At 59.7% G+C, this 23,129-nt stretch carries 20 protein-coding genes and 2 pseudogenes; 11 read left to right on the top strand and 11 right to left on the bottom strand.

Annotated features, from left to right (window positions below):
- Positions 1-231: 231 nt before the first annotated feature.
- The gene (locus tag AC0L3A_RS25635; protein WP_473255404.1) at positions 232-444 is read right to left on the bottom strand and encodes a hypothetical protein; all 213 of its coding nucleotides are present in this window, start codon (positions 442-444) and stop codon (positions 232-234) included.
- 261 nt (positions 445-705) lie between these two features.
- On the opposite strand from AC0L3A_RS25635, the gene AC0L3A_RS25640 reads away from it, so the two are divergent.
- The 6 genes and pseudogenes from AC0L3A_RS25640 (at position 706) to AC0L3A_RS25665 (ending at position 3,115) form a co-directional block, all read left to right on the top strand.
- Positions 706-840 carry a hypothetical protein gene (locus AC0L3A_RS25640; RefSeq protein WP_007601784.1) on the top strand — a complete coding sequence of 45 codons (135 nt, stop codon included), beginning with the start codon at positions 706-708 and terminating at the stop codon, positions 838-840.
- A 478-nt stretch (positions 841-1,318) separates the two neighbouring features.
- Entirely contained in the window at positions 1,319-1,543 is a 225-nt protein-coding gene (locus AC0L3A_RS25645) for a hypothetical protein (RefSeq protein ID WP_157158667.1), read from the top strand.
- Between the two features lie 480 nt (positions 1,544-2,023).
- Positions 2,024-2,260 carry a hypothetical protein gene (locus AC0L3A_RS25650; protein WP_007601788.1) on the top strand — a complete coding sequence of 79 codons (237 nt, stop codon included), beginning with the start codon at positions 2,024-2,026 and terminating at the stop codon, positions 2,258-2,260.
- A pseudogene (locus AC0L3A_RS25655) lies at positions 2,260-2,379 on the top strand (LabA-like NYN domain-containing protein); the annotation flags it as partial. The gene AC0L3A_RS25650 and the pseudogene AC0L3A_RS25655, both read left to right, overlap by 1 nt.
- Before the next feature lie 216 nt (positions 2,380-2,595).
- Positions 2,596-2,760 (top strand): annotated as a pseudogene (locus AC0L3A_RS25660) (sigma-70 family RNA polymerase sigma factor); the annotation flags it as partial.
- A 55-nt stretch (positions 2,761-2,815) separates the two neighbouring features.
- Positions 2,816-3,115, top strand: coding sequence for an NrsF family protein (locus AC0L3A_RS25665; RefSeq protein ID WP_354129547.1), 300 nt, complete (start codon positions 2,816-2,818; stop codon positions 3,113-3,115).
- A gap of 124 nt (positions 3,116-3,239) precedes the next feature.
- Here the strand turns inward: AC0L3A_RS25665 and ftsZ are convergent, their stop codons facing one another.
- The 3 genes from ftsZ to AC0L3A_RS25680 form a co-directional block, all read right to left on the bottom strand.
- Entirely contained in the window at positions 3,240-4,487 is a 1,248-nt protein-coding gene (gene ftsZ / locus AC0L3A_RS25670) for a cell division protein FtsZ (protein ID WP_473255405.1), read from the bottom strand.
- Between the two features lie 52 nt (positions 4,488-4,539).
- Complete coding sequence (locus AC0L3A_RS25675) at positions 4,540-5,046, bottom strand: hypothetical protein (RefSeq protein WP_354129545.1); 507 nt, start codon at positions 5,044-5,046, stop codon at positions 4,540-4,542.
- A gap of 81 nt (positions 5,047-5,127) precedes the next feature.
- The gene (locus AC0L3A_RS25680; RefSeq protein WP_473255415.1) at positions 5,128-5,313 is read right to left on the bottom strand and encodes a hypothetical protein; all 186 of its coding nucleotides are present in this window, start codon (positions 5,311-5,313) and stop codon (positions 5,128-5,130) included.
- A gap of 163 nt (positions 5,314-5,476) precedes the next feature.
- Between AC0L3A_RS25680 and AC0L3A_RS25685 the strand changes: the two genes are divergently transcribed.
- Positions 5,477-6,151: a hypothetical protein gene (locus AC0L3A_RS25685; protein WP_035994494.1), complete on the top strand. Its 675-nt coding sequence runs from the start codon at positions 5,477-5,479 to the stop codon at positions 6,149-6,151.
- A 692-nt stretch (positions 6,152-6,843) separates the two neighbouring features.
- On the opposite strand, the gene AC0L3A_RS25690 is transcribed toward AC0L3A_RS25685, so the two are convergent.
- The 3 genes from AC0L3A_RS25690 to AC0L3A_RS25700 all read right to left on the bottom strand — a co-directional run bounded on the left by AC0L3A_RS25690 (position 6,844) and on the right by AC0L3A_RS25700 (position 11,901).
- Positions 6,844-8,544: a sigma-54-dependent Fis family transcriptional regulator gene (locus AC0L3A_RS25690; RefSeq protein WP_473255406.1), complete on the bottom strand. Its 1,701-nt coding sequence runs from the start codon at positions 8,542-8,544 to the stop codon at positions 6,844-6,846.
- Between the two features lie 452 nt (positions 8,545-8,996).
- Positions 8,997-10,190, bottom strand: a complete 1,194-nt coding sequence (gene acmB, locus AC0L3A_RS25695; RefSeq protein ID WP_007601813.1) for a methyl acetate hydrolase AcmB — start codon at positions 10,188-10,190, stop codon at positions 8,997-8,999.
- 76 nt (positions 10,191-10,266) lie between these two features.
- Positions 10,267-11,901, bottom strand: coding sequence for a flavin-containing monooxygenase (locus AC0L3A_RS25700; RefSeq protein WP_473255407.1), 1,635 nt, complete (start codon positions 11,899-11,901; stop codon positions 10,267-10,269).
- 767 nt (positions 11,902-12,668) lie between these two features.
- On the opposite strand from AC0L3A_RS25700, the gene AC0L3A_RS25705 reads away from it, so the two are divergent.
- Both AC0L3A_RS25705 and AC0L3A_RS25710 read left to right on the top strand, forming a co-directional pair.
- Complete coding sequence (locus AC0L3A_RS25705; RefSeq protein WP_007601819.1) at positions 12,669-13,127, top strand: helix-turn-helix domain-containing protein; 459 nt, start codon at positions 12,669-12,671, stop codon at positions 13,125-13,127.
- Between the two features lie 2 nt (positions 13,128-13,129).
- Entirely contained in the window at positions 13,130-13,528 is a 399-nt protein-coding gene (locus AC0L3A_RS25710; protein WP_473255408.1) for a PIN domain-containing protein, read from the top strand.
- A gap of 3 nt (positions 13,529-13,531) precedes the next feature.
- Here AC0L3A_RS25710 and AC0L3A_RS25715 read toward each other — a convergent pair whose 3' ends face one another.
- Complete coding sequence (locus tag AC0L3A_RS25715) at positions 13,532-13,798, bottom strand: hypothetical protein (protein ID WP_473255409.1); 267 nt, start codon at positions 13,796-13,798, stop codon at positions 13,532-13,534.
- A 180-nt stretch (positions 13,799-13,978) separates the two neighbouring features.
- Between AC0L3A_RS25715 and AC0L3A_RS25720 the strand changes: the two genes are divergently transcribed.
- A complete protein-coding gene (locus AC0L3A_RS25720; RefSeq protein WP_473255413.1) occupies positions 13,979-14,068 on the top strand; it encodes a hypothetical protein in 90 nt (29 codons plus the stop codon).
- A 233-nt stretch (positions 14,069-14,301) separates the two neighbouring features.
- On the opposite strand, the gene AC0L3A_RS25725 is transcribed toward AC0L3A_RS25720, so the two are convergent.
- Both AC0L3A_RS25725 and AC0L3A_RS25730 read right to left on the bottom strand, forming a co-directional pair.
- On the bottom strand, positions 14,302-15,807 hold the full coding sequence (locus tag AC0L3A_RS25725) for an adenylate/guanylate cyclase domain-containing protein (protein ID WP_007601821.1): 1,506 nt from the start codon (positions 15,805-15,807) through the stop codon (positions 14,302-14,304).
- Between the two features lie 1,647 nt (positions 15,808-17,454).
- Positions 17,455-20,214: a S8 family serine peptidase gene (locus AC0L3A_RS25730; protein WP_007601843.1), complete on the bottom strand. Its 2,760-nt coding sequence runs from the start codon at positions 20,212-20,214 to the stop codon at positions 17,455-17,457.
- 751 nt (positions 20,215-20,965) lie between these two features.
- On the opposite strand from AC0L3A_RS25730, the gene AC0L3A_RS25735 reads away from it, so the two are divergent.
- Entirely contained in the window at positions 20,966-21,205 is a 240-nt protein-coding gene (locus tag AC0L3A_RS25735; protein WP_083870004.1) for a hypothetical protein, read from the top strand.
- Between the two features lie 959 nt (positions 21,206-22,164).
- Here the strand turns inward: AC0L3A_RS25735 and AC0L3A_RS25740 are convergent.
- Positions 22,165-22,419: a hypothetical protein gene (locus AC0L3A_RS25740; RefSeq protein ID WP_219681390.1), complete on the bottom strand. Its 255-nt coding sequence runs from the start codon at positions 22,417-22,419 to the stop codon at positions 22,165-22,167.
- Positions 22,420-23,129 lie beyond the last annotated feature (710 nt).

The raw sequence follows: 23,129 nt of genomic DNA on the forward strand, positions 1-23,129 counted from the left end.
CAGATTTGCACCTTGCCTCCTCGGCAGCTTTCTTCTTCCGCCGGAGAGCTCTTGAGATTAGGATTTCAGCATTGTAGCCGGCGCCTGATAGTGCCGCCTCTGACCAGCAAGGCCCAGATCGGGCCCGCGAGGAAATCGAGAGGCTGCTCGCGCAGATCGAGACCGTGCTGAGCCCGCTCGTTCCGGGAGATGCCGCCGCCCTGAGCGAGGAATGATCGTGGCTCGTGTCGATCACAGCGTACTGAGATCGTCCGGCACCTCGCCGAACTTCCCGATCACCTTGGCGTCGCCAAAATCGCCGCTCGACGGGTCTCCGGTCCGCGAAAAAGGCGACCGCGCCGTCGCAGCCTGGCTCTTCCGGGAGAGCGCTTCGGCGCGCATGACCGCGGCGTTGGCGCTTAGGCCCTCCAAAGCTTCGCCGGACGCGACGCCGTCGTCGGCCATGACGAACGGAACGCCACGGGATAGGTGATGGCCATCGCGGTCACTCCCTGCGTTCGGATCCCGCTGCCGCGGACTCTGCCGCTCGAGTTCTTCGATGACCGTATCGCGGTCGCGGCAAACCGAAAAGGCCTCGAACTGTTATGTCGGTCATATCCTTAAATCAGTCGCTCTCGTCGGTCACACCAACCAAGGTGCTGCCCAGGTGAATATCCTTTCGAGGCCGCCGCACGCAGCTCGTGGGCCGCGGCGTCGAGAAAATCCATGGCGACCAACAACGCCTTGACCCTCCCGACGATCTCCGCCGCGGGGTTCAATGGCCTATTTGGCGGCGTGCTCGAGATCGCCCCGGCGAGTGCAGCAGGTTCGGACATAGAAACGGTCTTCTGTACGCGGTGAGCGTGGTGTGACTGGGAGCCTACCACAGATTGTCGGGCATCTTGACGTGAAATGGTCCACGGTGGCGCGGCGACCATAACAATTAAATAAGGATACAAGCCGTATTAAATCTAGCGATCTATTTTACTTGGATTATAATTGGGCAATTGTGCCGGATGAACGCACAAGATCGCAGAGAGCGACTCCAGCATTCCTGCTTCGCCCCCCGAATGCAGGAGCCGTTTCTTCGAGTGCTTGAGCGGAGGGCGTGCCCTGTACTCGCTGGACAAGACGCGAAGGCGAGATTTTTCGGAAGCCTGTGAATTTTCGAACATCACAGACGTCGCTTCAGTCAAAGGATTATTAACTTTATTATTGAATTATAATGTGATAATAAGTCTCAATTTAATGTGACATTTAATGTTTCGATTGTCGGCTCCGGCACTCTAATCTTTTGGAAAATCCTGCAGGGGACCATGTGGATCGGGAGGAGAGGACAATGACCCAACGCAACATCCGCCCTCCGAACGAACACGACATAGGCAAACTTGAAACCTTGGCCATGAAAGCCCCCAGCGCAGATATTGCTGCTCAGTTTGGTCCAAGTTCCGCAGCACCGAGGGTGGAGTTCCTAAAATTATTATTGACCGAGCCGGAAAAGTTAGAGCGCAATCATTGCGGTCGGGACCTTGGCCCATCAGGCTTTGATTGGCCGAATGATTAGAGCTTCGAAAAGAACGGAATCGGCGGATCGCCGGAGAGGCGCGTCAGGGGCACTGGTCGGCTCGAAGCAGCGCGTGCGCATCGACTTCACTGCCGCAGCAGCACTAAAAAAATGGCCTTCACTTGGAAACCAACGCGCAGCGGCATCGGTTAGTTCTTACCTTGTATTCGAGGGCACTTTGGACGCATGCATCCGAGCTTTCCTAGCGAAGCCTGCCAGCCAAGGTCATCTCTACGAGATACATACTGCTCCGCAAACGCAACTTGTTACGGCCGTGCTGTCCGCAGAACAGATAGCCGAAATCGCTCGGCTGCGAGATTTTCTTTGAGGAAAGCAAGCCCCTGCCGCTGCCGACAGGGCGTTGAAAGTGAATTGGCTAATCAAATTGTGAGCCAACTCTTCGGTGAGATTGATGGGTACGCACCATCGCCGCCGAATCATTGCCCATGGATTTGCGCTCCTCGGGCCTTGGAGGACACTATGGATGAGAAGAACCCTCATTCGAAACAAGTTACCAGACTAGGCTTGATCAGCTTCGGCCGTTCGAAAACAGATTGCACCATTCGCAGCATATCTGCGTTCGGTGCAGCCCTCGATCTTGCTGCAGATGAAAAAATTCCCGACGAATTTGCTCTGACTGTTATTCCCGACGGTGACCGCCGCCGCTGCGCGGTTGTCTGGCGTAAAGAGAAAAGAGTTGCTGTCGCGTTCTATTAATTAATGCGTCAGGGTCGCGGGCTGGAATGGCGGTCAAGGGCAACATGGATATCGAGCTCGCCGTGGATGCCATGGAGCTCGCCGAGCATCTTGACCACGCTGACGCAATATCGAGTGAATACTGGGACATAGCGGCCTTCGTGAAGACTGATTGTCGATGAAATTTGTGGCGATTGTCTGAAGTTAGACCATCCCGCCCCTATCGACGGCGCAGCGCCTTGTCGAAAGGAACCGGCCCGGCTGTCCATCTGAGGTCCCGATATTCTGCGCGGCCTCCAAATTTCACATCGCGTCCACCAACGTCCGAGAGGAACCAACTGGTGTCTTCCTCCCTTTTGCGGGAAGTGACCCGCCTGACGATCGCGGCTGTGAAACTCGAAGGTAGGAGCGTCGCCGAAACGGCAGTTCGGTACTGCATGTCGGAATCAAACGTGAAGATCACCATCCATCGCGGATTGAAGGCGCTGGCGGCGCTCATCGGCAGAGAGACGCGCACATGAGGACGGAAGATCTGATGACGCTCTCGCACGCAATGCCCTACCAGTCGACCGGACGATGATTGGGCGCGGGTTCACTGCTGCCTTGCTCATCGGCGGAGCTTTCGCCGTCTGCATTGCGCTCGCTTTGCTCGGGATGCGCCCCGACCTCGCGACGTTGGCTGCCGTGGGTTTCGTAGCCGCCAAGCTGGTGTTCGCTGCCGCCGTCTTTGTGGTCGCGGCATTCTATCTGATGCGGGTCGCCCGGCCCGGAGGCGAGGCAAGGATATGCTTCCTGGCGATCAGCGACTGTCCGATGGCCCCGGCGGAAGTGGGCGCGCGGTTTTGTCTGCCACTTTTCAGCGCGCGAGTGATTTGATTCAAGCCGCAGAAGCTGACGCAATATTTTCTGTCGCTCAACAATGACCGCGGCTTGATGGATCCCGGGCTCGCGACTTCGTCGCGCCCCGGCATGACGACCGTAACTCCCGTCCTGCGACCGTTCAGTTGGCGGCGCGGCGCAGGAAGGCCGGGATATCGAGAATAGCTTCATCGGGCGTATTGGGCGCAGCTGTGCGGCCGTAAGGATCGAGCAGCCGGTCGGCGGCGTGGCGCGCATATTCCGGAGCCGCCCTTGCCGGTTGCCCTACGGGCTGTCGCGCTTCGGAGCGGAGCGGCGGGCTTTCCGCTTGCGGAAGGGGTGCACTGCGCTCGATGCGGCGGCCGTCGTTGCGCAGCCTGCCCGCGAGCTGGGCGATGGCGGTTTCCACCGGTTGCGCCCGAGACTCCGGGTCGAGATTATCGATTCCGGTCGCCACCACTGAGACGCGGACGATACCGTCGAGGCTATCGTCAAACGACGCGCCGACGATGATGTTGGCGTCCGGGTCGGCCTCGTCGCGAATGCGGGTCGCAGCTTCGTCGACTTCGTACAGCATGAGATCTTTGCCGCCGGTGATGGAGATGATGAGGCCGCTGGCGCGCTTGATCGAGGGATTCTCGATCAATGGATTGGAAATCGCGGCCACAGCAGCGGCAAGCACGCGCTTCTCGCCGGAGGCCTCGCCCCGTCCCATCATGGCCTTGCCCTTCTCCTTCATGACGGAGAGGACGTCGGCAAAATCGAGATTGATTAGGCCTTCCTTGACGATGAGGTCGCTGATGCAGGCCACGCCGGAATAAAGCACCTGGTCGGCAAGGGCAAAGGCATCGGCGAACGTGGTCTTCTCGCTGGCCACCCGGAACAGGTTCTGGTTCGGGATGATCAGCAGGGTGTCGACCGTCTTCAGCAACTCCTCGATGCCGGCTTCGGCAAAGCGCATGCGGCGCTTTCCCTCGAAGTAGAATGGCTTGGTGACCACGCCGATCGTGAGAATGCCGAGCTCGCGCGCGATCCTGGCGACGATGGGGGCAGCGCCGGTGCCGGTGCCGCCACCCATGCCAGCCGTCACGAACACCATGTGTGCGCCAGTCAATTGATCCCGGATCGTATCGATCGCCTCTTCGGCTGCGGCGCGTCCTAATTCCGGCTGCGAGCCGGCGCCGAGGCCTGCGGTCACCTTTGTGCCGAGCTGGATGAGGTGCCTCGCCTTCGACATGGCCAGCGCCTGCGCGTCGGTATTGGCGACCACGAACTCGACCCCTTGCAGCCCGGCCGTGATCATGTTGTTGACCGCATTGCCGCCGGCGCCGCCGACACCAAACACGACGATGCGGGCCTTCATTTCGTGGATATCGGTGGTGCCAGTCATTATTCCCTCGTGATTGCTCCGGCAAGCCGGGGATGGAGATGAGGATCGAGTGCTACCTGCGACTCGGGCGGTCTGCTTCCACGATCGCAGCGGCCAGATGTCCCAATCGACGACGCGCGGCTTGTCCCGCGATCGCGCCGCCGGCGTGGCGACCGTTCCGCAGAACCGCCACTTCGTTTTCCAGTATTGCCGCCCACGCATTGGCGGCCGTCGTCTCGGCGGCCGCTTGCGTCAACTCGACGGCGAGGCGATCGGCGCGCTCGCGCTCGAACACTGCTCTGTAGGCAGTTGCGACGGCCTCGAGCCGCGCGACCTCCGCCTTGAATGCCTCGATCTTGACTGCTTCGATCTGTGCCAGGGAGGCATCGATCGGGGCCCGGCGGGCGCGTCGTGGGCGGGGTGTGTACCGGAGCTCGGAGACATCAACGCTCACCAGGGCCTTGCCGTCCTCCGACTGCGAGCGCGGCAACCGGCGGCGTCTCGCAAGCGAACGCGCGGCCTCTCGGGAGATACTGAGTTGGGCGCCCAGATCGGCATACGTCAACAACTCAACGCACATCGGCGCTTCTCCTGGAGCGAACCGGGAAGGCATTTCGAGCTAATGATGGCTGGACGATTACCGCAGGCTAGGCCGCGTTGGTTAATGGACGGTTAACGTTACGAGTGCCGTCACCGCGCCCGACTCCGGCAGCCGCAGCGACGTCCTGTCCGTCTTGCGCTGGCAGCGATAGAGCTTCAGGACGGAGATGTTTTCGGAGCTCTCATTGCCGGTGCCGTCACAGCAGATGACGAGGTATTTGGGCTCGGGTTTCGGTGCGTGCTCCACGGGATGCGCCTCCGGGTGATGCTACCGCAGCGATTATAGCGGAAATGGATGGCGGCGAGGAGACAAAGGCGGCGTCGCCGGCATGGTGCCCCGTGTATCATCTGTTGACATTAACCACTTGTTAACCATGCCGGCGGCTAATGTGGACGAGTGGGGGATCACCATGTCGGCCCATGTGACGCGACCGAAGTTGATGCCTGTTTCGGCCGATCCAGCCTTTCGGTCGCTCAACCGGCTGGCGGTTCGCGCCAAGGCCGTCCTACAGACCAAAACGGCTGTCCTACGGAGCAAAGCCATGTTCGGAAAGGACGATTTACTGGACAATCTCAGCCGCGATCTTGATCGCGCGCGCGGAAGACGCGATGCACTCGCATCCGAAGCCACGACCCTGACGGCCCAGATCGCCGAAATTGAAGCCCGCCTTTCGGAGGAGAAGTCCAGGCGGGAGCGTGATCGCGTTTTGGGCGAAATCGAAGCGATAAAATCCCGAATCAGGCAAGCCGCCGGCGCGTTTGCACCCGTCGTCGATGGTCTCTCCAAGGCGATCGAGTCGGCTGCAGCAGTTGTGCCCGAGGCTCGCGAGCTTAATAGTTTCCTCGTGTCGGTGGCGACCGAAATCGACAGTGTGCTCGATCCCCTGCTGCGCGAACTGGATCAGCGCGCGGATGCGGTGCGAGTCGGCCACGTAGCACTGGACCTCCCGAGTTCGTCCAATGAAGCTCCCATCGAGCTGCCGAAAGACGGCAACGAACGCCTGCTTCGCTTTCCAGCATGGCTGTCTCGCGACAAGGAGACGGACAAGGAAACAGCGGAGAGTCCGCGCAGCACGGCAGCGTGAACCTGGCGGGTGGCGTCCTTGCGGCGCATCCTTCGAGACGCCCCGCCCCAAAACTCACCGCTGCGCGACCGCGTCGCATCGTGCGAGGCGCGCTTGACGTCTGCTATGCCCTTAGTAGCGGCGCAAAACGCCATATGGCCGGAGGTCCGAGTCGGGCCAAGAAACGGAAGGGGAAATTTGTTCTTCGGCGATCTGACCGCGATATCCAACGTCAAAGCCCCGGCGTGATCCGGGGCGTTTGCTTTAGTATGGGGCGCAAGTCCGCTTGGGGTCGCTTCAATAATTCGCTCCATCATACGAAGGAATCAAGCTGTCCATTCGACGAGCACTGTTACCGAGAAGGGAAGCTAGGTTCTCGTGACCAAGGAACCCACGCCCAAGCAATGGAGCCAGCTTCTATCCGCACGGTCGAAGAGCCGACGCAGGCCGCCAACGGGACACCATACGGCGAAGACAAGCAAGCGCGTCGTAAGGAGGTCGGGAGGCAATCTCGACTTTTGAAGCAGCGCAATGCGGTGGCCACGGCGTAAGGCATTGAGGGATATGGTTTTATTTGGTCGTCGTGCTCGGCGCGGAAAGCCGCAGAGCCTCTGCCAGATACAAACCAAAGAAATAGAGCGCTCTTACCTTCCTTTGCGCTCCATACTGAAAGCTCCATACTCAAACATGCAACTCAACCAGCGCTTCCAATGTCACCATTTACTACGCAGCTCGAAGCGAATGTCATAACGATGCAACTTCGCATAGACCGTACTCTTGGCAAGACCGAGAGCGGCCGCGGTGGCCGTCACGTTGCCGTTGCACGAGCGGAGCGTGCGCGCGATCAGGTCACGTTCGGACGCTTCGGCGAGAGACAGGCCCGGATTGTGCTCGCTTGTTCGTTCCGTTCCCCGGATGGCATCGGGAAGGTCCGAAGGTTCGATCAGCTCGCCGTTGCTGGTCAGCATGAGGCTCTCGACCAGATTGCGCAGCTCGCGGACATTGCCGGGCCAATCATGGCGCTGAAGCTGCGCAAGCGCCTCCGGCGCAAACCGGCGATCGGAAAGACCGTAGCGCGCCGCTGCCTGGGCGACGAAGTGATCGACCAGCAGCGGAATGTCCTCGCAGCGCTCGCGCAGCGGCGGTATGCCGACGGGGACGACAGCCAGCCGGTAGAATAGGTCCTTGCGGAAACGCTGGGCGTCCACCTCCGCCTGCAGGTCGCGATTGGTCGCGGCGACGAGGCGGAAGTCCACCTTGCGCACTGCGGTCTCGCCGATCCTGCTGATCTCGCCGTTCTCGAGCGCCCGCAGCAACATGGGCTGGAGGTCGAGCGGCAATTCGCCGATCTCGTCAAGGAACAGGGTGCCCCGCGCCGCGGCTTCGATCTTCCCCGCCACGCCGCCGCGCCGGGCGCCGGTGAATGCGCCGTCGACATAGCCGAAAAGCTCGCTGGCAAGCAGTTCGCGCGAGGCGCAGCCGCAATTGACGGCAATGAACGGGCCGTTCCGGCGCGGCGACACGGCATGGAGTCCGTGCGCGAACACCTCCTTGCCGACGCCGGTCTCGCCAAGCAGCAGGACCGGAGCAGCTGATATGCCGACGCGACGGCACGTCTCGACCACGTTGTGCATCTTCGGGCTGCTGTAGACGGTATTGGCAAAGGCCTGGGACTCGCCTCGCGCAGCTGACAACAGTTTGCCCGAAGGGGCCGGCTTCGGCGCCACCATCACGGTGCCGAGGTGTTCACCCCCTTGCACCACCGGCTTCAGCCATTCCTCCTTGATCCATGCCGGACGGGAGGCGCCAAAGAGCTGATCGTCGCGGCTGCCGAGATGGGGAAAGCCGGACTGACATCCCGGCGCGCCCAGGTCGCGCATGATCTGCGACATCTCTCCACTGGCCTTGAATGGACGTCCGGCGCTGTCGAACAGCACGGCATGATGCCGATCCGAAGGCGGCAGCATCCAGAAGCATTGGTCGAGCAGCCGGTAGCGGGCGTCCAGCTCCATCTGCAGCAGCTGAGCCTCGATGCGCGCGGCCGCCGAAATCGCCAATGCGAGGGCCGGCCGCCCATAAGACGAGGATAGTCCGGAGATGTCGATCACGCCGATCACAGCGCCGTCGATGGGATCGCGGATCACGCAGGCCGAGCAAGTCCAGCGGTGGATGCCGGAACAGAAATGCTCCGTGGCATGCACTTGGATGGGCTGCCCGGTTTGCAATGCAGTGCCGATCGCATTTGTCCCGCAGGTCGTCTCGCTCCAGTTGCTGCCGGGCAGCAGGTGGGTTTTTTCAACGGCATCGCGCAGCGCCAGCTTGGTGTCGCCCTCCAAGCGCAAAACAATGCCGTCGGCATCGGTCAGCACCATCACGGTGCCGGTTTCCAGCAGGTAGTCGCGCGCCAGCGCCATCGTCGAAGCACCGGCCTGAACGAGGCGGTTGCGCTTGTCGAGCAGGCGCTGCAGCCTGTCATCCCTGATCGGCATCGGAGCCTGGCCACGCCGGTAGTCGACGTCCGATTTCTGGCAGCGCTGCCACGAATCGGTAATAGCCGACCGCACGATCTGCTGACGCGTGCTGTTGCTTCCGGATAGGAAGCGTTCCCAGCTCGTCAGGACGTCGCGTTCGATAGATGGATTTGCGAAAGCATCCTCTGGCGCCTGACCCAACACGTTCCCTCCTTCGACGCGCTGAGTAGTCCGAAACGATCTGCCGGACCCCGAGCTTTTATCTCCTGATTGTGAGGCCATCCATGGAAACGCGCAATCGCGTATCCCGACCTTGGTGCCATTTGCCTCGCCTCCGACCGCACCGCAAAAAGAGTGAGATCGGAGGCGGAATGAAGGCATCGAGCCGGCAGAAGCTAGGCGACCCTGCGCTGGCTCAGGCTGTCGTAGAAGGCGGTTTCGAAACGCATATAGCCGGTGAACGAAGCGACGTCGGCAAAGGGCAGGATCTGGGTGGCCCAGTAGCCTCCGAAGCCATTCTGACGGTCGATCCAGTAGAACAGGTTCGCCAGACCAGCCCAGCCGAGCGCGCCCGCCGGGCGGCCGGTCGGCGCCTTCTCGTCATTGACCATGAAGGTGAACGCCCAGGATTTCGACAGACCCGGGAAGAACTCCGCGTCGTTCGACAGCGATTTGATGACGCCGGGCAGCGCCGTCACCTTGAGATCACCGAGCTGGTTCTTCTCGGCCATCGTAACGGTCTCCGGCTTCAGCACCCGGCCGTGCGGGCCGGCACCGTCGTTCAGCCACATGCGGATGAAGCGCATGTAGTCGCCGACCGTGCTGTAGAGGCCGTGGCCTCCCATATGGACCTCGGGATTGGCAGGCAATTCGAAGTCCATCGGGGTCAGCGAGCCGTCGGCGTTGCGCGCGTGCACGCCGGCAAGTTTGCCGCGCACCGCATCGTTGATCTCGAACGTCGTGTCGCTCATGCCGAGCGGCTTGAAGATGCGCTCGGCGAAAACTTCGCCAAGCCGCTTGCCGGTGATGCCCTCGACCACTTGCCCGGCCCAGTCGACGTTCGTGCCATACTCCCATTTCGAGCCGGGATCGAACAGCAGCGGCGTCATGAGGGCGGCCTTCGACGAAGTGATCACGCTCGGCTGTCCGTGGTCGGTCGCCAGCCGCAGATAGTTCTCGTTGAAGAAATCATAGCCGAATCCGCCAGTGTGCAGCAGCAGCATGCGCGTGGTCACCTCACCCTTCGGGGCACGAAGCCGGGGCTGGCCCTCGGCATCGAAGCCCTCGATCACCTGCAGCTTGCCGATGTCGGGGGCGTAGGTTCGTGCCGGGGCATCGAGGTCGAGCTTGCCTTCCTCGATCAGTTGCAGCGCGGCCGTGCCGGTGATTGCCTTGGTGGTCGAAAAAATGGCAAAACTGCTGTCGGCCGTCATCGGGGCCGGTTGGTCGATGCGCCGCTTGCCGGCGGCGCCCTCGTAGATGTTGCCGGTACGATCGGTCACCATCGCCACCACGCCCGGGACGCCTTGGCCCGTCGTGACCGTCTCCTTGAGAATGGCGTCAGCCGCCGACTTGAATTCCTTGGTCATGTGTTGCTCCGAATTGTTGTGATGATGCGGGTGCAGGGCCGCGCCACCAAAAATGGTTGCGCGGCCCCTTGTGTCGTTACTGCTTGGCAAAGCCGGGATAGGCCGAGGAGGCGACCTCATCGCACTTCTGGCAATAGGTTCCGACGCCGCCGATATAGGAGAGCAGACGGCGCGGCTTGCCCTCGACGTTGGAGCCCATGTACCAGGAGTTCGTCTTGGTCACGAGGGTCGTGTTCGCGACCTCATCGTGATGCGCGACCCAGGCATCCTGCGCATCCTTGCTCGGCTCGATGACGCTTAGGTGGTTCTTCTTGAGATAGGCGATGCAATCGCTGATCCACTCGACCTGCTGCTGAAGGCATGTCGTCATGTTGCAGAGCGCTGTCGACGGCGCCAGCGGCGCGCCTGTCGTGAAGAGGTTCGGGTAGCCGTGAACCTGAAGCCCCATCGTGGTCCTGATGTCGCGGCTCCACTCCTCCTTCAGCGAGCGACCGCCGCGGCCACGAATGTCGATGCGCGTCAAGGCACCGGAGCCGGCGTCAAAGCCGGTGGCCAGGATGATCACGTCCAGCTCATACGACGTTCCGTCCGCGAGCTCGATGCCTTGAGGCGTGATCCGCTTGATCGGGTTGTTCTTCACGCTGATCAGCTCGACGTTCGCCTGGTGGTAAGCCTCCAGATAGTTGCTCTCGAGCGGGACGCGATGCGTGCCGAAGCCATAGTCCGTCGGGATCAGCGTATCGCACAGCTTGGGATCTTTGAGGCGCTCGCGCATCTTCTTGCGGACGAACTCGGAGATCTCCTCGCTGACATCCTCCTCGAAGAACATCTCCACGAAGGAGGCGAGCCACAGCCGAAGCGAGCCTTCATCCCAGATCTTCTCCAGAACGGCATGACGCTGTTCCGGGCTGAGATCCTTCCACTTGCCGTTGGTGAAGTCGTATTCGAAGCCGGTGAACGAGTGGGGCAGGGTTTTGCGGAATTCGTCGAACCGCGCCTTGTAAGCCTCGACCTCCTTCGGCCCGTATTTCGGGTTCTTCATCGGGATGATGTATTGCGGCGTGCGCACGAACACCTTCATGCTGCCGACTTCGCCGGCGATGGTCTGGATCACCTGGATGCCGGTGGCGCCATTGCCGACGACACCAACGCGCTTGCCGGCGAGATCGAGCTTCTCCTTCGGATAGCGCCCGGTGTGGACCAGCGTGCCCTTGAAGGTGTCCTGTCCGGGAAACATCGACGTCAGCGGCGCCGACAGCATGCCGCAGCAGGTGATCAGGAACTGCGCGTCGATGGTGTCGCCCGCGTCGGTCGTGATGGTCCAGCGCTGGGTCGCCTCGTTGAAGACGGCGCTAGCGACCGTCGTGCTGAAGCGGATGTCCTTGCGCAGGTCGAGCTTGTCGGCGACGTAGTTGAGCCATTTTTCGATCTCAGGCTGACCGGGGAAGCGCTCGCTCCAGCTCCAGCCTTTGTAGAGCTCCTCGGAGAACAGGTACTGGTAGATATAGGCCTCGGAGTCGAACCGTGCGCCCGGATAGCGATTCCAGTACCAGGTGCCGCCTACGCCCGTGGCGGTATCGACGGCCTTGACCTTGAGGCCTTGCTCGTCGCGCAGCTTGTAGAGCTGGTAAAGGCCGGCAACCCCAGTGCCGATCACGATGGCGTCCAGGCTTTCATGTTTACGCGCGCCGTTGGTCTTGTGCTCACTCATGCATTCCCTCCCGTTGTGAAAGCTTTGTTCTGTCCTCCGCTTCGAGGCGAGGGACGCAAGGGGGAGCTACGCAGATTGCGTGCCAAAGCAGAGTTCTGGGCTTAAGCGGTTGCTGGGACTGGATTGTTGGTTGCGGGGGCATGCCGAAACTGTTCGAAATTCAAACCCGGCAAGCCTGATCGACCGAATTTCGATCGAAGTTCCTCTGCATTCCGGCGCCGAGGGCGCTAGGATATCTTGGATCCTTCAGCCGTTCGAACTCGGCGCCAGCCTACCAAGGCTGCGCCGGCACGAACGCCGGTAGCGCCGCCGTGCGGCTCGCGAATGATCTCGGGCGAACGCCTCCTAGGAAGGCCCTGTATTCGGGACCAAGAAACCCTTTGCTGCTTCAGACTCGCCCCAATGCCCAGTCCATATGGCGAGGAGACACTCGGGCGTCGATGCGTGCGCGCTCGTGCGCGAGATCACTTCGCCAATGCGGAGCAATCGATGACGGTCTAAGAATCTCTCTGTTCAAATGTCGGGCGAGCTGGCTGAAGCCATTGATATAGCTAAATTTTATTTGTTCGCAGAACATAGATTTTGGAATTTATTCCTAGCCGACCAGCTCATGAGGCACGGCAAACGCCAAAAGTTCCCAAGGATCGGCTTGGGACAAAGGGCAGGGACCCAGCTGGTCAGGAACTTTGGGCCATTTCGTTTATTTCGCTTGTTGCGTTTATTTCGAATATGGCCTATACAAAAGGCCGTACAGGGGAGAAGATACGATGACGATGCCAGCCTACGCTGAAGAGCTGGGAGGTACTCGCCTGCCTTCCGCGAGCGAGAAGGCGGCAGCCAACCAGCTTCGTCAGATACTCGCTTCGCATGCGACGGGAGATGCCAAACTGCGACTGCTCGACGATGCACAGCAGGCTGCTGAGATAACCTTGTCGCCGGCGCTATCGAGTCTTTTGATGGAATTGCTGCGGCATATCGGTCGCGGCGATGCGGTGACGCTTGTGCCTGTGCATGAGATGTTGACCACGCAGCAAGCTGCCGACATTCTGAATGTCTCGCGTCCGTTTCTGGTCTCGCTGCTCGAAAAGAACGAAATTCAGCACGTGACAGTGGGGCGTCATCGCAGGATTAGGGCAGAGGACCTATTCGCATATAAGCGCACGCGTGATGAGAAGCGGGGCAAAGCGCTTGCGAATCTCGCTGAGCAGGACGCGGAGCACCTGTAAGCTTGTTTGCAAACCGCTTCACCGCATTCGTCGATGCGTGCTCGCTTGCAAGCGCGCTCAAAAGGAACCTGCTTCTCTCATTGGCGGAGGCGGAATTTTTTCGTCTCCGCTGGTCAAGCCGCGTTCTGGATGAGACCGAAACAGCTATCGAGGAGATCCTGAACGCCAAAGGCTTTGCCGATGCCGCGGCGCGTGCAGAGCGGGCGCGCGCCAGCATGGAAGCTGCCTTTGAAGATGCCATGGTTACGGATTTTGACAACTTCTTGTCCGTTGCGGCTGGGCTCCCCGATCCTGGCGATCATCACGTTGTTGCTGCGGCGGCCAAGACGCAGGTCGCAATGATCGTAACGGAAAACGTAACCCTACGCGGTAGGCCGCAGCGCGCTGATCTTTCCAGTTAACCGTTAGAGCTCGTCGGACTCCTCGGTTTTCGGCTTCATCGTCGCAGCGAGCACTTGGCGGCGTTTTTCGATGATGCTAGGGTCCTCTTTGTGGATTGCGATCAGCTCTTTGAGGTTCTCGATCCCCTCATCGGTGAACGCCATCACCCCATCTTCACCGACGCCCACGACCCATAGCTGGCCATCCTCGGGGTCCATTTCTTCGGCGACCTCGAACAGCCATTCCTCGTCTTCTCCAAGCATCTCGGCGACATGGCCGAGGGTAAACACGTGGCTGACTTTGTTGACGGGCCCCGGAAAACCTTAAGGACTTTCCCGCGGCAGTTCTTTCCGACCTGAACATGGAGGCGAAATCGGCCGACGCTTTCATTGCGGATACTATCGCACTCGACGAAGCTCGCGCTGTTGCAGCCCATTCGGTGTATGCGCGAACGCTTCAAGAAACCGGAAATGACGCCGGCGGAGCTCTTGCTCGTGATGGAAGCTGCGGGGCTGATTGAGACGGTTGACGTGCTAAGGCCACACGTGGAATCCCTCTAGCTCAGTAACTAACCAGGCGGGCTTTCCGCAACACGATCTTGATGTAAACTCGACTTCGATATTCCATAATGAAGGATACCCGAACGATCGCGCGGCTTGGGAACGCAGACACGCTGATGCCTGCTGGCGTCGTCCGCCGGGAATATACAGGAGACCAACGCAGCAGCGCCGAAAATTGGCGGTAAACCGCAGCCGAGAATCGGTCTGCCGCTGCGCAGGACGGGCGCGGTCGTTCATCTCTGCGTGGGAGAAATTTTGAACCGATGTATTTCCATTTTCTGACCGATGCCCTTCAAGTTTTGGTAGTCGCGCGACGCCGGGCATCCTTTGACGATGTCACTGACTCCGGGAGCCTCCATCACCATCTCTGTCAGGCATATTTCGTTGACACCGGCTAGACCTTGCACACGGGCGGCGATATTCACGTCCTGTCCGAAGTAGTCGATCCGATCGTTGAGCCTTACGGCGATGGCCCTGCCTCTGTGCACGCCGATTTTGAGGCCGAGCGGCCGCGAAGCGGTTTTGTTGAATCGCGACAGCTCTTCGATCATCTCGACGGATGCAACAACGGCATCCTGTGGACGCTCGAAGCCAGCCATGACTGCATCGCCGATCGTCTTCACGATCGTGCCAGATCGATTCCTAATGATCTTATTCAAAATGTCGAAGTGCTGACGGACGAGAAAGTAGGCATTCACATCGCCGATGCTTTCGTACAGCGGAGTCGAATCCTTTAGATCAGTGAACAGATAAGTGATGTCGGAAACGGCTAGACTATCGCGCTCGTCCACCAATTGAGTCTTATAGAGTTCGGCGAAGCAGGGGGTGAGCAATAATCGCTTACCGGAAAGAAAAGGCTCATACTCGACCAGATGGGGCTGGAACTGGGAAGGATACTGGAGAAACCAGAAGCGGCCTCGATCCTTGGTGCGGTTCTCAATGTGGATGATGTGTTTGCCTGGGCTAAGATCGGCCGTCTGTCGAAACGCAAAGCGTCCGTCGCCAAGGATCATATTTCTCGGTCCAGTGGGCCGATCAGCAACTACGAACCGGCCCGATTCGAGCTGGACCAGCGTTTCTTGGCGTTCCGCCGGTTCACCGTTCGCGAAGAAAACCAAAAGAAGCTTATGGCTAAGATCGAGCACCTCGAATCGGCCGGCCGTTACGGCGAATTCAAAGTTCAACCGCTGACCCGCCTCGATATCGGCAAATCCCCGCGAGAGTGCCGCAACGAGTTGCTCGTGTGTCATTCCGTGCGGGGGCTTGAAGTCCTTGGAGAAGTTGTAACGGAGATAGTAGTCCTGGACGGACAGCATGTCCGGATGACGATATAGGATGTCGCGAACCGAACTCGAGACCGTAAAGGTGACTTGGATGTAGTCGTCAAGCGCCGCCTCATTGAGGGCGTTGCAGAATTCGCATTGGAAACGTGGATGAACCTGGTCTAGCTCACGAAAAGTGCCGGCGACCTGCGGGCAATAGGCGCAGATGAGCAGCCACTGCATCTCGAATAGGCCAACCTTAGCGGCGTGCACGAACAGCTCGATTCCTTCGGCGTCACTTAGGCCGTTGGCAGTCGCATATTGGATAGGATTGACTCGAAAGAGATCATAGTCGCCGGAGGCGCGAATAAAACCTTCGAGGTCCGAAAGGGTCTGCGGCGCCCAGCTCGCTATTGACCCGAGCTCTATGAGGCGCTGATTCAGGAGGCCTTCGTTGACTGGGGATGACCCTTGCATATCAGTATGATACCTCGCTCATGCCGGCAATACTGGTTGGTCGGCCATTCGACTAGCCACGCGACAATCGACGCGGTTCCTTTGTGTCCAACTGGTTTTAGTCGAACCGAGCCGGATAAGAAAAGTCAGCTCTATTGGCCTGTATCAGTCGGCAATGCGACACTTTGATCGATAGGCAGTGTCTGGTCTCGTCCATCATGTCCATGAGAGCGGTGCGTTGACTCGAGAGCGGGCCGTGCGCGCCACGTTATGAAATAAGCTCCGGATTCGTGCAGACGCCCCTCCCTCCCATTTCCGTCAACGTTGATCGCCATATGAGCTGGATACTTCGGAGGATCATGCGTCAATGGTCAACCAAAGCCGTTTGAATGACGCGGATGAAAAGCGCGACGCTGTTGGTCGTTGGCTTCGTGTCTGCTGGCGTTTGGTAGCAGGGCGCCGCCAAAGGTCAGACCTTAGTCGCTCCGCCGCTTCCGCTCGCTCCGCCGTCGAGCGAACGGGAGCCGGCACTCCGGCCACCCCTAAGAATGCCTGGCCGACAACGGCGGCGGCCAAAGTATCGTCGCCACCGGCGCCGGCCAAGAATCCAAGGCCTTCGGCGAAGACCAATGGCGGGCCGTCATCGCGGACCGACGCTCTCCGGCCGGCAGCGTCGGACAAGGTTTTGTCTACACCATTGATCGGCGCGCCTGCGTCGGTCCTCAGCCCAGCCGGGGACTACGATGGCTTTAGCGTCGGCACGGTTGACGATAGTAAAACGTCAGGTTACGCGGCGCGAACCATGAAGCCCGCGCAGCAAGACCTTCCTAGCCCAATTCGGGGGCAGACAACATCGCGGCACAGCACCTGGTTGAGCAAGTAGATGAGGTATTGCAGCGCAAGCTTACGATCTGCCGCGGCTGCAGGTAGGTGGTCGGCAATGACGGCAGGCGCTGTTGACCAATGCAAGCGCTTGTTGATTCTCGCATGGACCTATTGTCGGATGAAAACTATGGCATGTGGAGGTCGCGGAGCAACGTAAAAGCGTGCCTCACAGGCGAGGCATTCCAAGTGCTCCGCAATGTCAACCCGCAATCCAGATAACATCTTTTTTGACCCGCAATCCGGGCATTCTCTCTGGTTCAATGCGTCAAGAGCATCTGCGACAGTCATTTCGAGCTCGTGAAACTGGCTGCATCAGACACCGAAAGAGCGACTGATGTGTTTCGCCATCACGATAGCAACGTCCGTATAGCGGCCGTTCGACCAGAACTGATCGCAAACCAGCAAAAAGAACAGCGCACTAAGCGAAATCAGAATTCCCTTGCACATAGCGGACTTGTCCCTTGATGAGACTGCCAACCGAGAACTGAGAGAGACGATATGCTTCTGAAGTCGCAGTTGCGACGATCTGCAATGATTCAGGCTGGCAAGAAGCCGTTACTAATCCGTTAACTGACGGATCCGAAAATCTCTGCGGAAGGTCGGCCTCTGGTCCGAAGCTGCTGATCTCGGAGAGGTCCGCTATTCGGGCTATCGTCTCGAACCCTCGCGTGCTCTCCCCTGGAGTCAACAACTATTCATTCGTGAGTCGGCTGACCGTGAACTCTGAGCTGAGAGCAAAGTGTGAATGTCTCAGGCGACTTGGTCAAACTCAGTCCTGGGTGCTCAAGGTGTAACAGTCACGCTCTTGAAGACGGTGCCGCCATTGTTGGACCGGCCGCTGAAGCGGACGGTCTGCGGGCCTCGCGAGGTGGCACTGAATTTCCAGATGGCGGAGCGCGTATCGGCCTCCGTTACAGTGCCAAGTGTGAGGCTGGCCGCATTTGAAAAATCCATCGCCACGCCATCCTCGCGGGTGGTCGAGACCCCGAGCAGGCTTAGACCGCTAGACCCCGCCGCCGCTGACACCTGAACCCCATATGCCTCGTAACTCGGGTTGAAAATGGTTGTCTTGATTGTGAAGGTCGAGCCGATCGCGGGAGACGTTGTGCTCGGCGTAGCCGTCATCGAAATCGCAGGCGTTGGATCGCCGCGAATGATTTTAGCTGCGATTGCCACCGGCAAGCCAAATGAGGGAGCTCTCCAGTTGATTGCTTTGAGCCGGAGAACGCCAGGAGGCGGATTGTCGATGATGAGATATTCGACGTTGTCGATATTAGACTGCGAGGCCCAGCCACCACATTGTCCAACTGCGTCCGGCGTGCAACTGGCGCCGGGATCGGCCCACAGGTCAACATCGTATGTCACCGCCTGTGATGCCCCTGCGCTCGCTTCGGGCTCGTCCCAAGTAAGCACAGCGACGACCCGCTTGGTACCCCGAGGCACGTCGATGTCGAAGAAGCCCCAAGACTTGTCGGTGATTGTCATCCACGCCCAATGGCCGCTCCAGCCGTTGGGGTCGAGGCGCGCCCAATGCGATTGATAATCGGAGACGCGTCCGAGCCCAAAATCATTGCGTCCGCCACCGGTGTTGTTCGCCGGACTGACCTCGTCCGAATGCAGCGTAGCGGAAGCCATGAGATGGGCACGCAGCAAGTGCGGTCGATCTCTGAAATCAGGATAGTGCTCCAGCAACGTCGTCGCGATGCCACTGACATGTGGCGTTGCCATGCTGCATCCGCTCTTATCCACATAACCATCCGTCGTTCCCGCCTGCGCGGAGGTCACGACAGCACCTGTTGCAACGAGGTCTGGCTTCATCCGATTATCGCCGGTCGGGCCGCGGCTGCTGCTGCCGGACAATTCGCCAACCAAGCTCGATCCCGCGTCCTGCACGTTTCCGACCGTAAGAGCATTCTTGGCCACGCCGGGAGACCAGATCGATTGTGCGCCCGGGCCGTTATTGCCGGAGCACACGATGTAGGCCTGGCGTGTTTCCCAGACGCGGGCGTCGAGCTTGCGCGATTCGGAATCGGTTCCAGTCTGTCCCGATCCGCTCGCCCCACCGCTCAGATTGATGACAGAGGGGCGTGGCGCGTCGCAGCTGGTCGGGTCCGCCATGTAGTCGATTGCGTCCCGCAACCAAGAGTTTTGTCCAGTGTTGGTCGATTTCCAGATCTTTCCAACCCGGATGCGCTCACGCGAACCGACCGCAGTTGCGACGCCCCGGAACCGCGCTTTCGCAGCCCCAGTTCCGGAGATGGTTGCGAGGACGTGAGTGCCATGGCCATTCTGATCATTCCAAACGCCCGCAGCGTCGCTCGTGAAATTAATCCCGCAACCGTTCTTGTTGAGGTCTTGGTGCATGGTTGCCGCCGCGCTTCCCAACATGGCGCCGGTGTCGAGTAAGCCCAACACAGTTCCCGCACCCAGGAAGCCGGACGCTCGGATGTAATCGACGCCATTCGTAGCCATGCTCTGATCGTGTCCGCCGCCGCTGCGACGCTCGATTTCGATGAACAGGATGAAATCCAAACCGGAAAGAATGCGGATCTGTTCGGGTGTTGCGAGAGCCTCATAGCTCCGCAACACCGGGTCGTAGCGACCGACCTCCGCACCCGTAGCTTGGACCCGTTCGGCGAACGAAGTTTTGGGATCAGTTTCAAACAGGCTGATGACAATTGGAAATCGAACCACCTCGGCCCCGAAACGCTCGATGGCAGATCTCAGCTCCGGCGCTAATTTTTGGTCGGGCAAGGGGTAAGCCAGTGATCTAAACCCGGGCAATCTGGCAATACCCTCCAACGCCTGGGCTTGCAGGGGGACGCGGACCTTGAGTGCTGTCCCATGCAGCCCGAGCGATGCGACCCCGAACTCGCTCATCAGCGTGCGCTCCGTGGCCGCGTCCGGCAGGAAATCCATCAGCAGAAAGGCATAGGTCTCAGTCCGCTCCCCTGCGGCTAAATCCGATCGTATGCGCGGGTCGATCCCGGTGGCCGGTGTCGTCGTCCCTCCCGAGAACCCAAGCCGATAGGCCTCAAACGATCGGACATCCGACGCGCCGCGCGAAGGATAATTGGCCGGAGGCTTCGGGCGATCCTTTGGCGCAGAGAGCGGCCTGTTGGGCGCCTCCGTTTGGACTGTTGTCGCCTCAGTGCCCCGATGCGGAAGTGCATCGCGCGGCGGCTTGCGATCGACAGGGGGAACCAACCGATCCGCCACTGATTCGTCAGACTTGGTCGGCCCGAAGTCGCGGCGTTTGGTGTCATCCGCGCTCGTCGCACTAGGTAGCCCAACGCCCGCCCGGCGCAATCCGAAGTTTTTGACCCCGTCCTGGACGGCCTCGAGCGAAAGGGGGGCGCCCTCGTCGTCTCGATTGATGCGCATAGTGCTATTTTGGCCGCTCGACGCGCCTTCCGCGGGAGCAACGGTCTGCGCAGACGCAAGCGCGACAGGCGCAGCAACCAGTAAGGTCGCAACGAGTGTTCTCAACGGCACTGAACGACAGCAATAGGTTAAACGCTTGGGTAAGAAGGTTTCGTTCATTGGCTTCCTCCAAATGAACATTCTTACGCGGCGACTTTGATCCGACACCTGAATCGTCGGAATGGCACACACAAGCCGGCAGAATCAAATCTGCTTCGCGCGAACATCACGACGCGGTCGCGCTCGATCTTTTGCGTTGAGCATCCTGGCAAATCAATAAATGAATCCTAACAGCACAACGAAAGATTATGCAGTGATTTAGTTCACAAGATTGCTAATTCGATTCAAAATAGACAGGCTCGTGAAATCCAATCGGCCCGTCCTTCCATAACAACACATACGCAGGCCTGCAGGCCCAGCGCCGGCGTGGGCGTTTTGAGCCCAGGTCACCTATCTGAGCAGTGCCCGATACTGCGGCACTGCCATTGCTACGGCCTTACCAGCGCCGCCTCATCGGAAACGCGCCACGCTGCGACGCCAAAACACAGCGTAAGCATCAACGTGGTCAGCAATAGCAGGACTGAAAAAAAGTGGCTCACACGCGTCTCCGCAACAGAACGTCCCAGTACGGGCGCAGGTGGATGGTTCGAAAAATACAGCTGCGCTGACCTGGCTTCCTTTTCCACAGGTTGTAAAATGCTAGATCAACAGCTTTGAACAGCGGAGCGCATCGTCGATCGGTTCGCGCGGGGCCGGCAACTTCGCGCCGCGCTGATCGTAGCTAAGCGGCACGGCAGGAGTTATGATCTTTCCTTCTCGCTCCGGTCATTCGCTTTCAAGGAGTCTGGCAGTGATAAAAATCTTACAAGGAATGCTCCTCGCGACCTCGGTTCTCACTGCTGCTAGTGCGGCGCACGCAGCGGGTGGCTGTGGCGAGGGCTGTCACAGGACAACCGGTGGCGCATGTGTCGTTGACGGCTGGGGCACGGGAGCCAAGGTTCGGAACGAATGCCCGGCGACCTCTCGCCCCCGTCCACCCTGCGGCGGCGGGGATTTCATCTGGGACCGCACCAAACAGGCGTGCTTTCAAAATAACCGCAGCTGGTTCTGATCTTAGTGCGTTGCCCCAGCGCCGGTGCGAACGAGTTCAGACAGGAGCAGCTTGGCCGTCATTTCTGGCGGCACCCCTCCCACGTGGGTTGCCTTACTTCCAAGCGCCGACTGCAGGTACACGATGGAGTTCTGGACGAAATATGTCCCGTGATGCGCAACACCGTCGATTGTGACCGTTAGGGTGCGAACTACAGCAGGCCTTCCCCTGTGAAGCCTCGCTCACGGCAGTCCTTTAAAGCTCACGCACTAAGTGCATGATTCAGGCTGGCGTAAAAACTTAAACCAGCGTGTCACTCTCTGAGGCGTTACTCGCGGCAGGCCCGGCGCACCGTGGCAGTCCTGCGTGGACTAGAGAACGATCGAGGGGCCGCCAGTAAGGCGGCCTCTTTCGCCGGTTCACGCTGGCCGGCCTAGCACTCCCGGCGCTCAAATCCGCAATTGGATGGGCAGCCGAGAGCATTAGGGGCGGGAAAGCAAGCCGTGCCATGTTCGCTCTAATGTGACAAGGCGCCACCGGTAGTTGTCCGGAGTCCATTTTCGGAACGGGGTGTTCTACTGTCGGAACACCGGCGAGATTTGAGACCAAGTTATTTGTAGTTGCCCGGGATGGCCGCAGTGGGGCTGGAACCACGCTGCGGCCTTTCCCTTGAGTGCACCTGAGGGGCAATGTTTTCTGCGGGGGGATTTGTGAGCATCCAAAGCATCGGGGCGACTATCTCGGAGCGCGAGCTGGCAGCGCGCGGCGTGCAATCATTGCGGCATTCCGATTGCATGGAGATCGTTGAAAATCTCCTCGTTCGCTTGAAGGCCCTGGACCAGGAATTGGCCGCACGAAACAAGAGCCAAGCTAAGCTCGAACGAGAGACGATCCCGGCTTGGGGGCCTGAGGGTTGATGCGGGGGCCGCTCCGCCAGCTCGAGGAAGAGAGCTAGCGAGACAGCAAGCCGGGCAGTGATGCTAGGTTCCTACGGCTTTCAGCAGCCGCACGTAGGTACCGCTCTCGTGCAGCTCCAGCCAGCCCTTCTCGACAGCGCGCCTGATGCCGGCGCCGAACTCCGCGCCGCTTCCCTGGAGCGTGTAGAGGGAGGAGTAGTTGATCTTCTCGATATGGATTCTGCCGTCCTGTATCGCCTCGATGCCCGAAGCCAGCTGGACGAGCTGGCGGCCTGCGGCTTTTGGATCTGCAAAAGGGCGTTCGGTGACGTGCTTCATCGCTGGAATCAAAACCTCAAGCCTATGCTTGGCCTGACTTGCCCGCTGCTGTCATGCCAGTTCGGGACGATATGCACAGATCCTGCGGCGCCGCGGTCTGAGCAGACCAGGCGCAAGCCGACGCGCGACCACGGCTGATCCTGCGGGAGTGTCTCGAGCCGCACGTCCACCTTGCGATCGCAACAGCCGTTCAAGCATTCGATGTTGCAGGTCACATGGCGTCAGCCAGCCATTCCGCAGGACTGCGGGGCGGATAGTGGCCGGACCATTTCGTGTGCCGAGGAGCGCGCATGCCGCCAGCAAAGCTGGCATCTTAGGTATCTCGCAAATTATCGATTCCTGGTGGCTCGGAACGCGCGAGCGACCGCTTGTTGTAGGTGGGGAAAAGTCGCCTGAACGTCCGCCGCGTCACGCTCGCAGGCGCTCCCCTGAGCCGACAAACGAAGATGAAGCCGCCGGGCAAACAATACCTTGTCCCGGCGGCCTGATATCCGTCCAGCCCCGGGAGAGGATTAGCAAAAATCCCGGATACTGATCAGTATAGGCGCGCGGTGTGGGGGTTCAGTTCGCTTTTAGAAAATATACCCCAAAGCCCGCCGGCTCACGCCAGCATTGCCATGCTACAATCCAAGGGCAGTCGAGGGTCTTTCTGCTCGCATTGATTGAGAGCGATGCCGAGGCAGGTGCCACTATTTTCTTGTAGCGATTTG

The organism is Bradyrhizobium sp. MI1.3 (assembly GCF_055811695.1).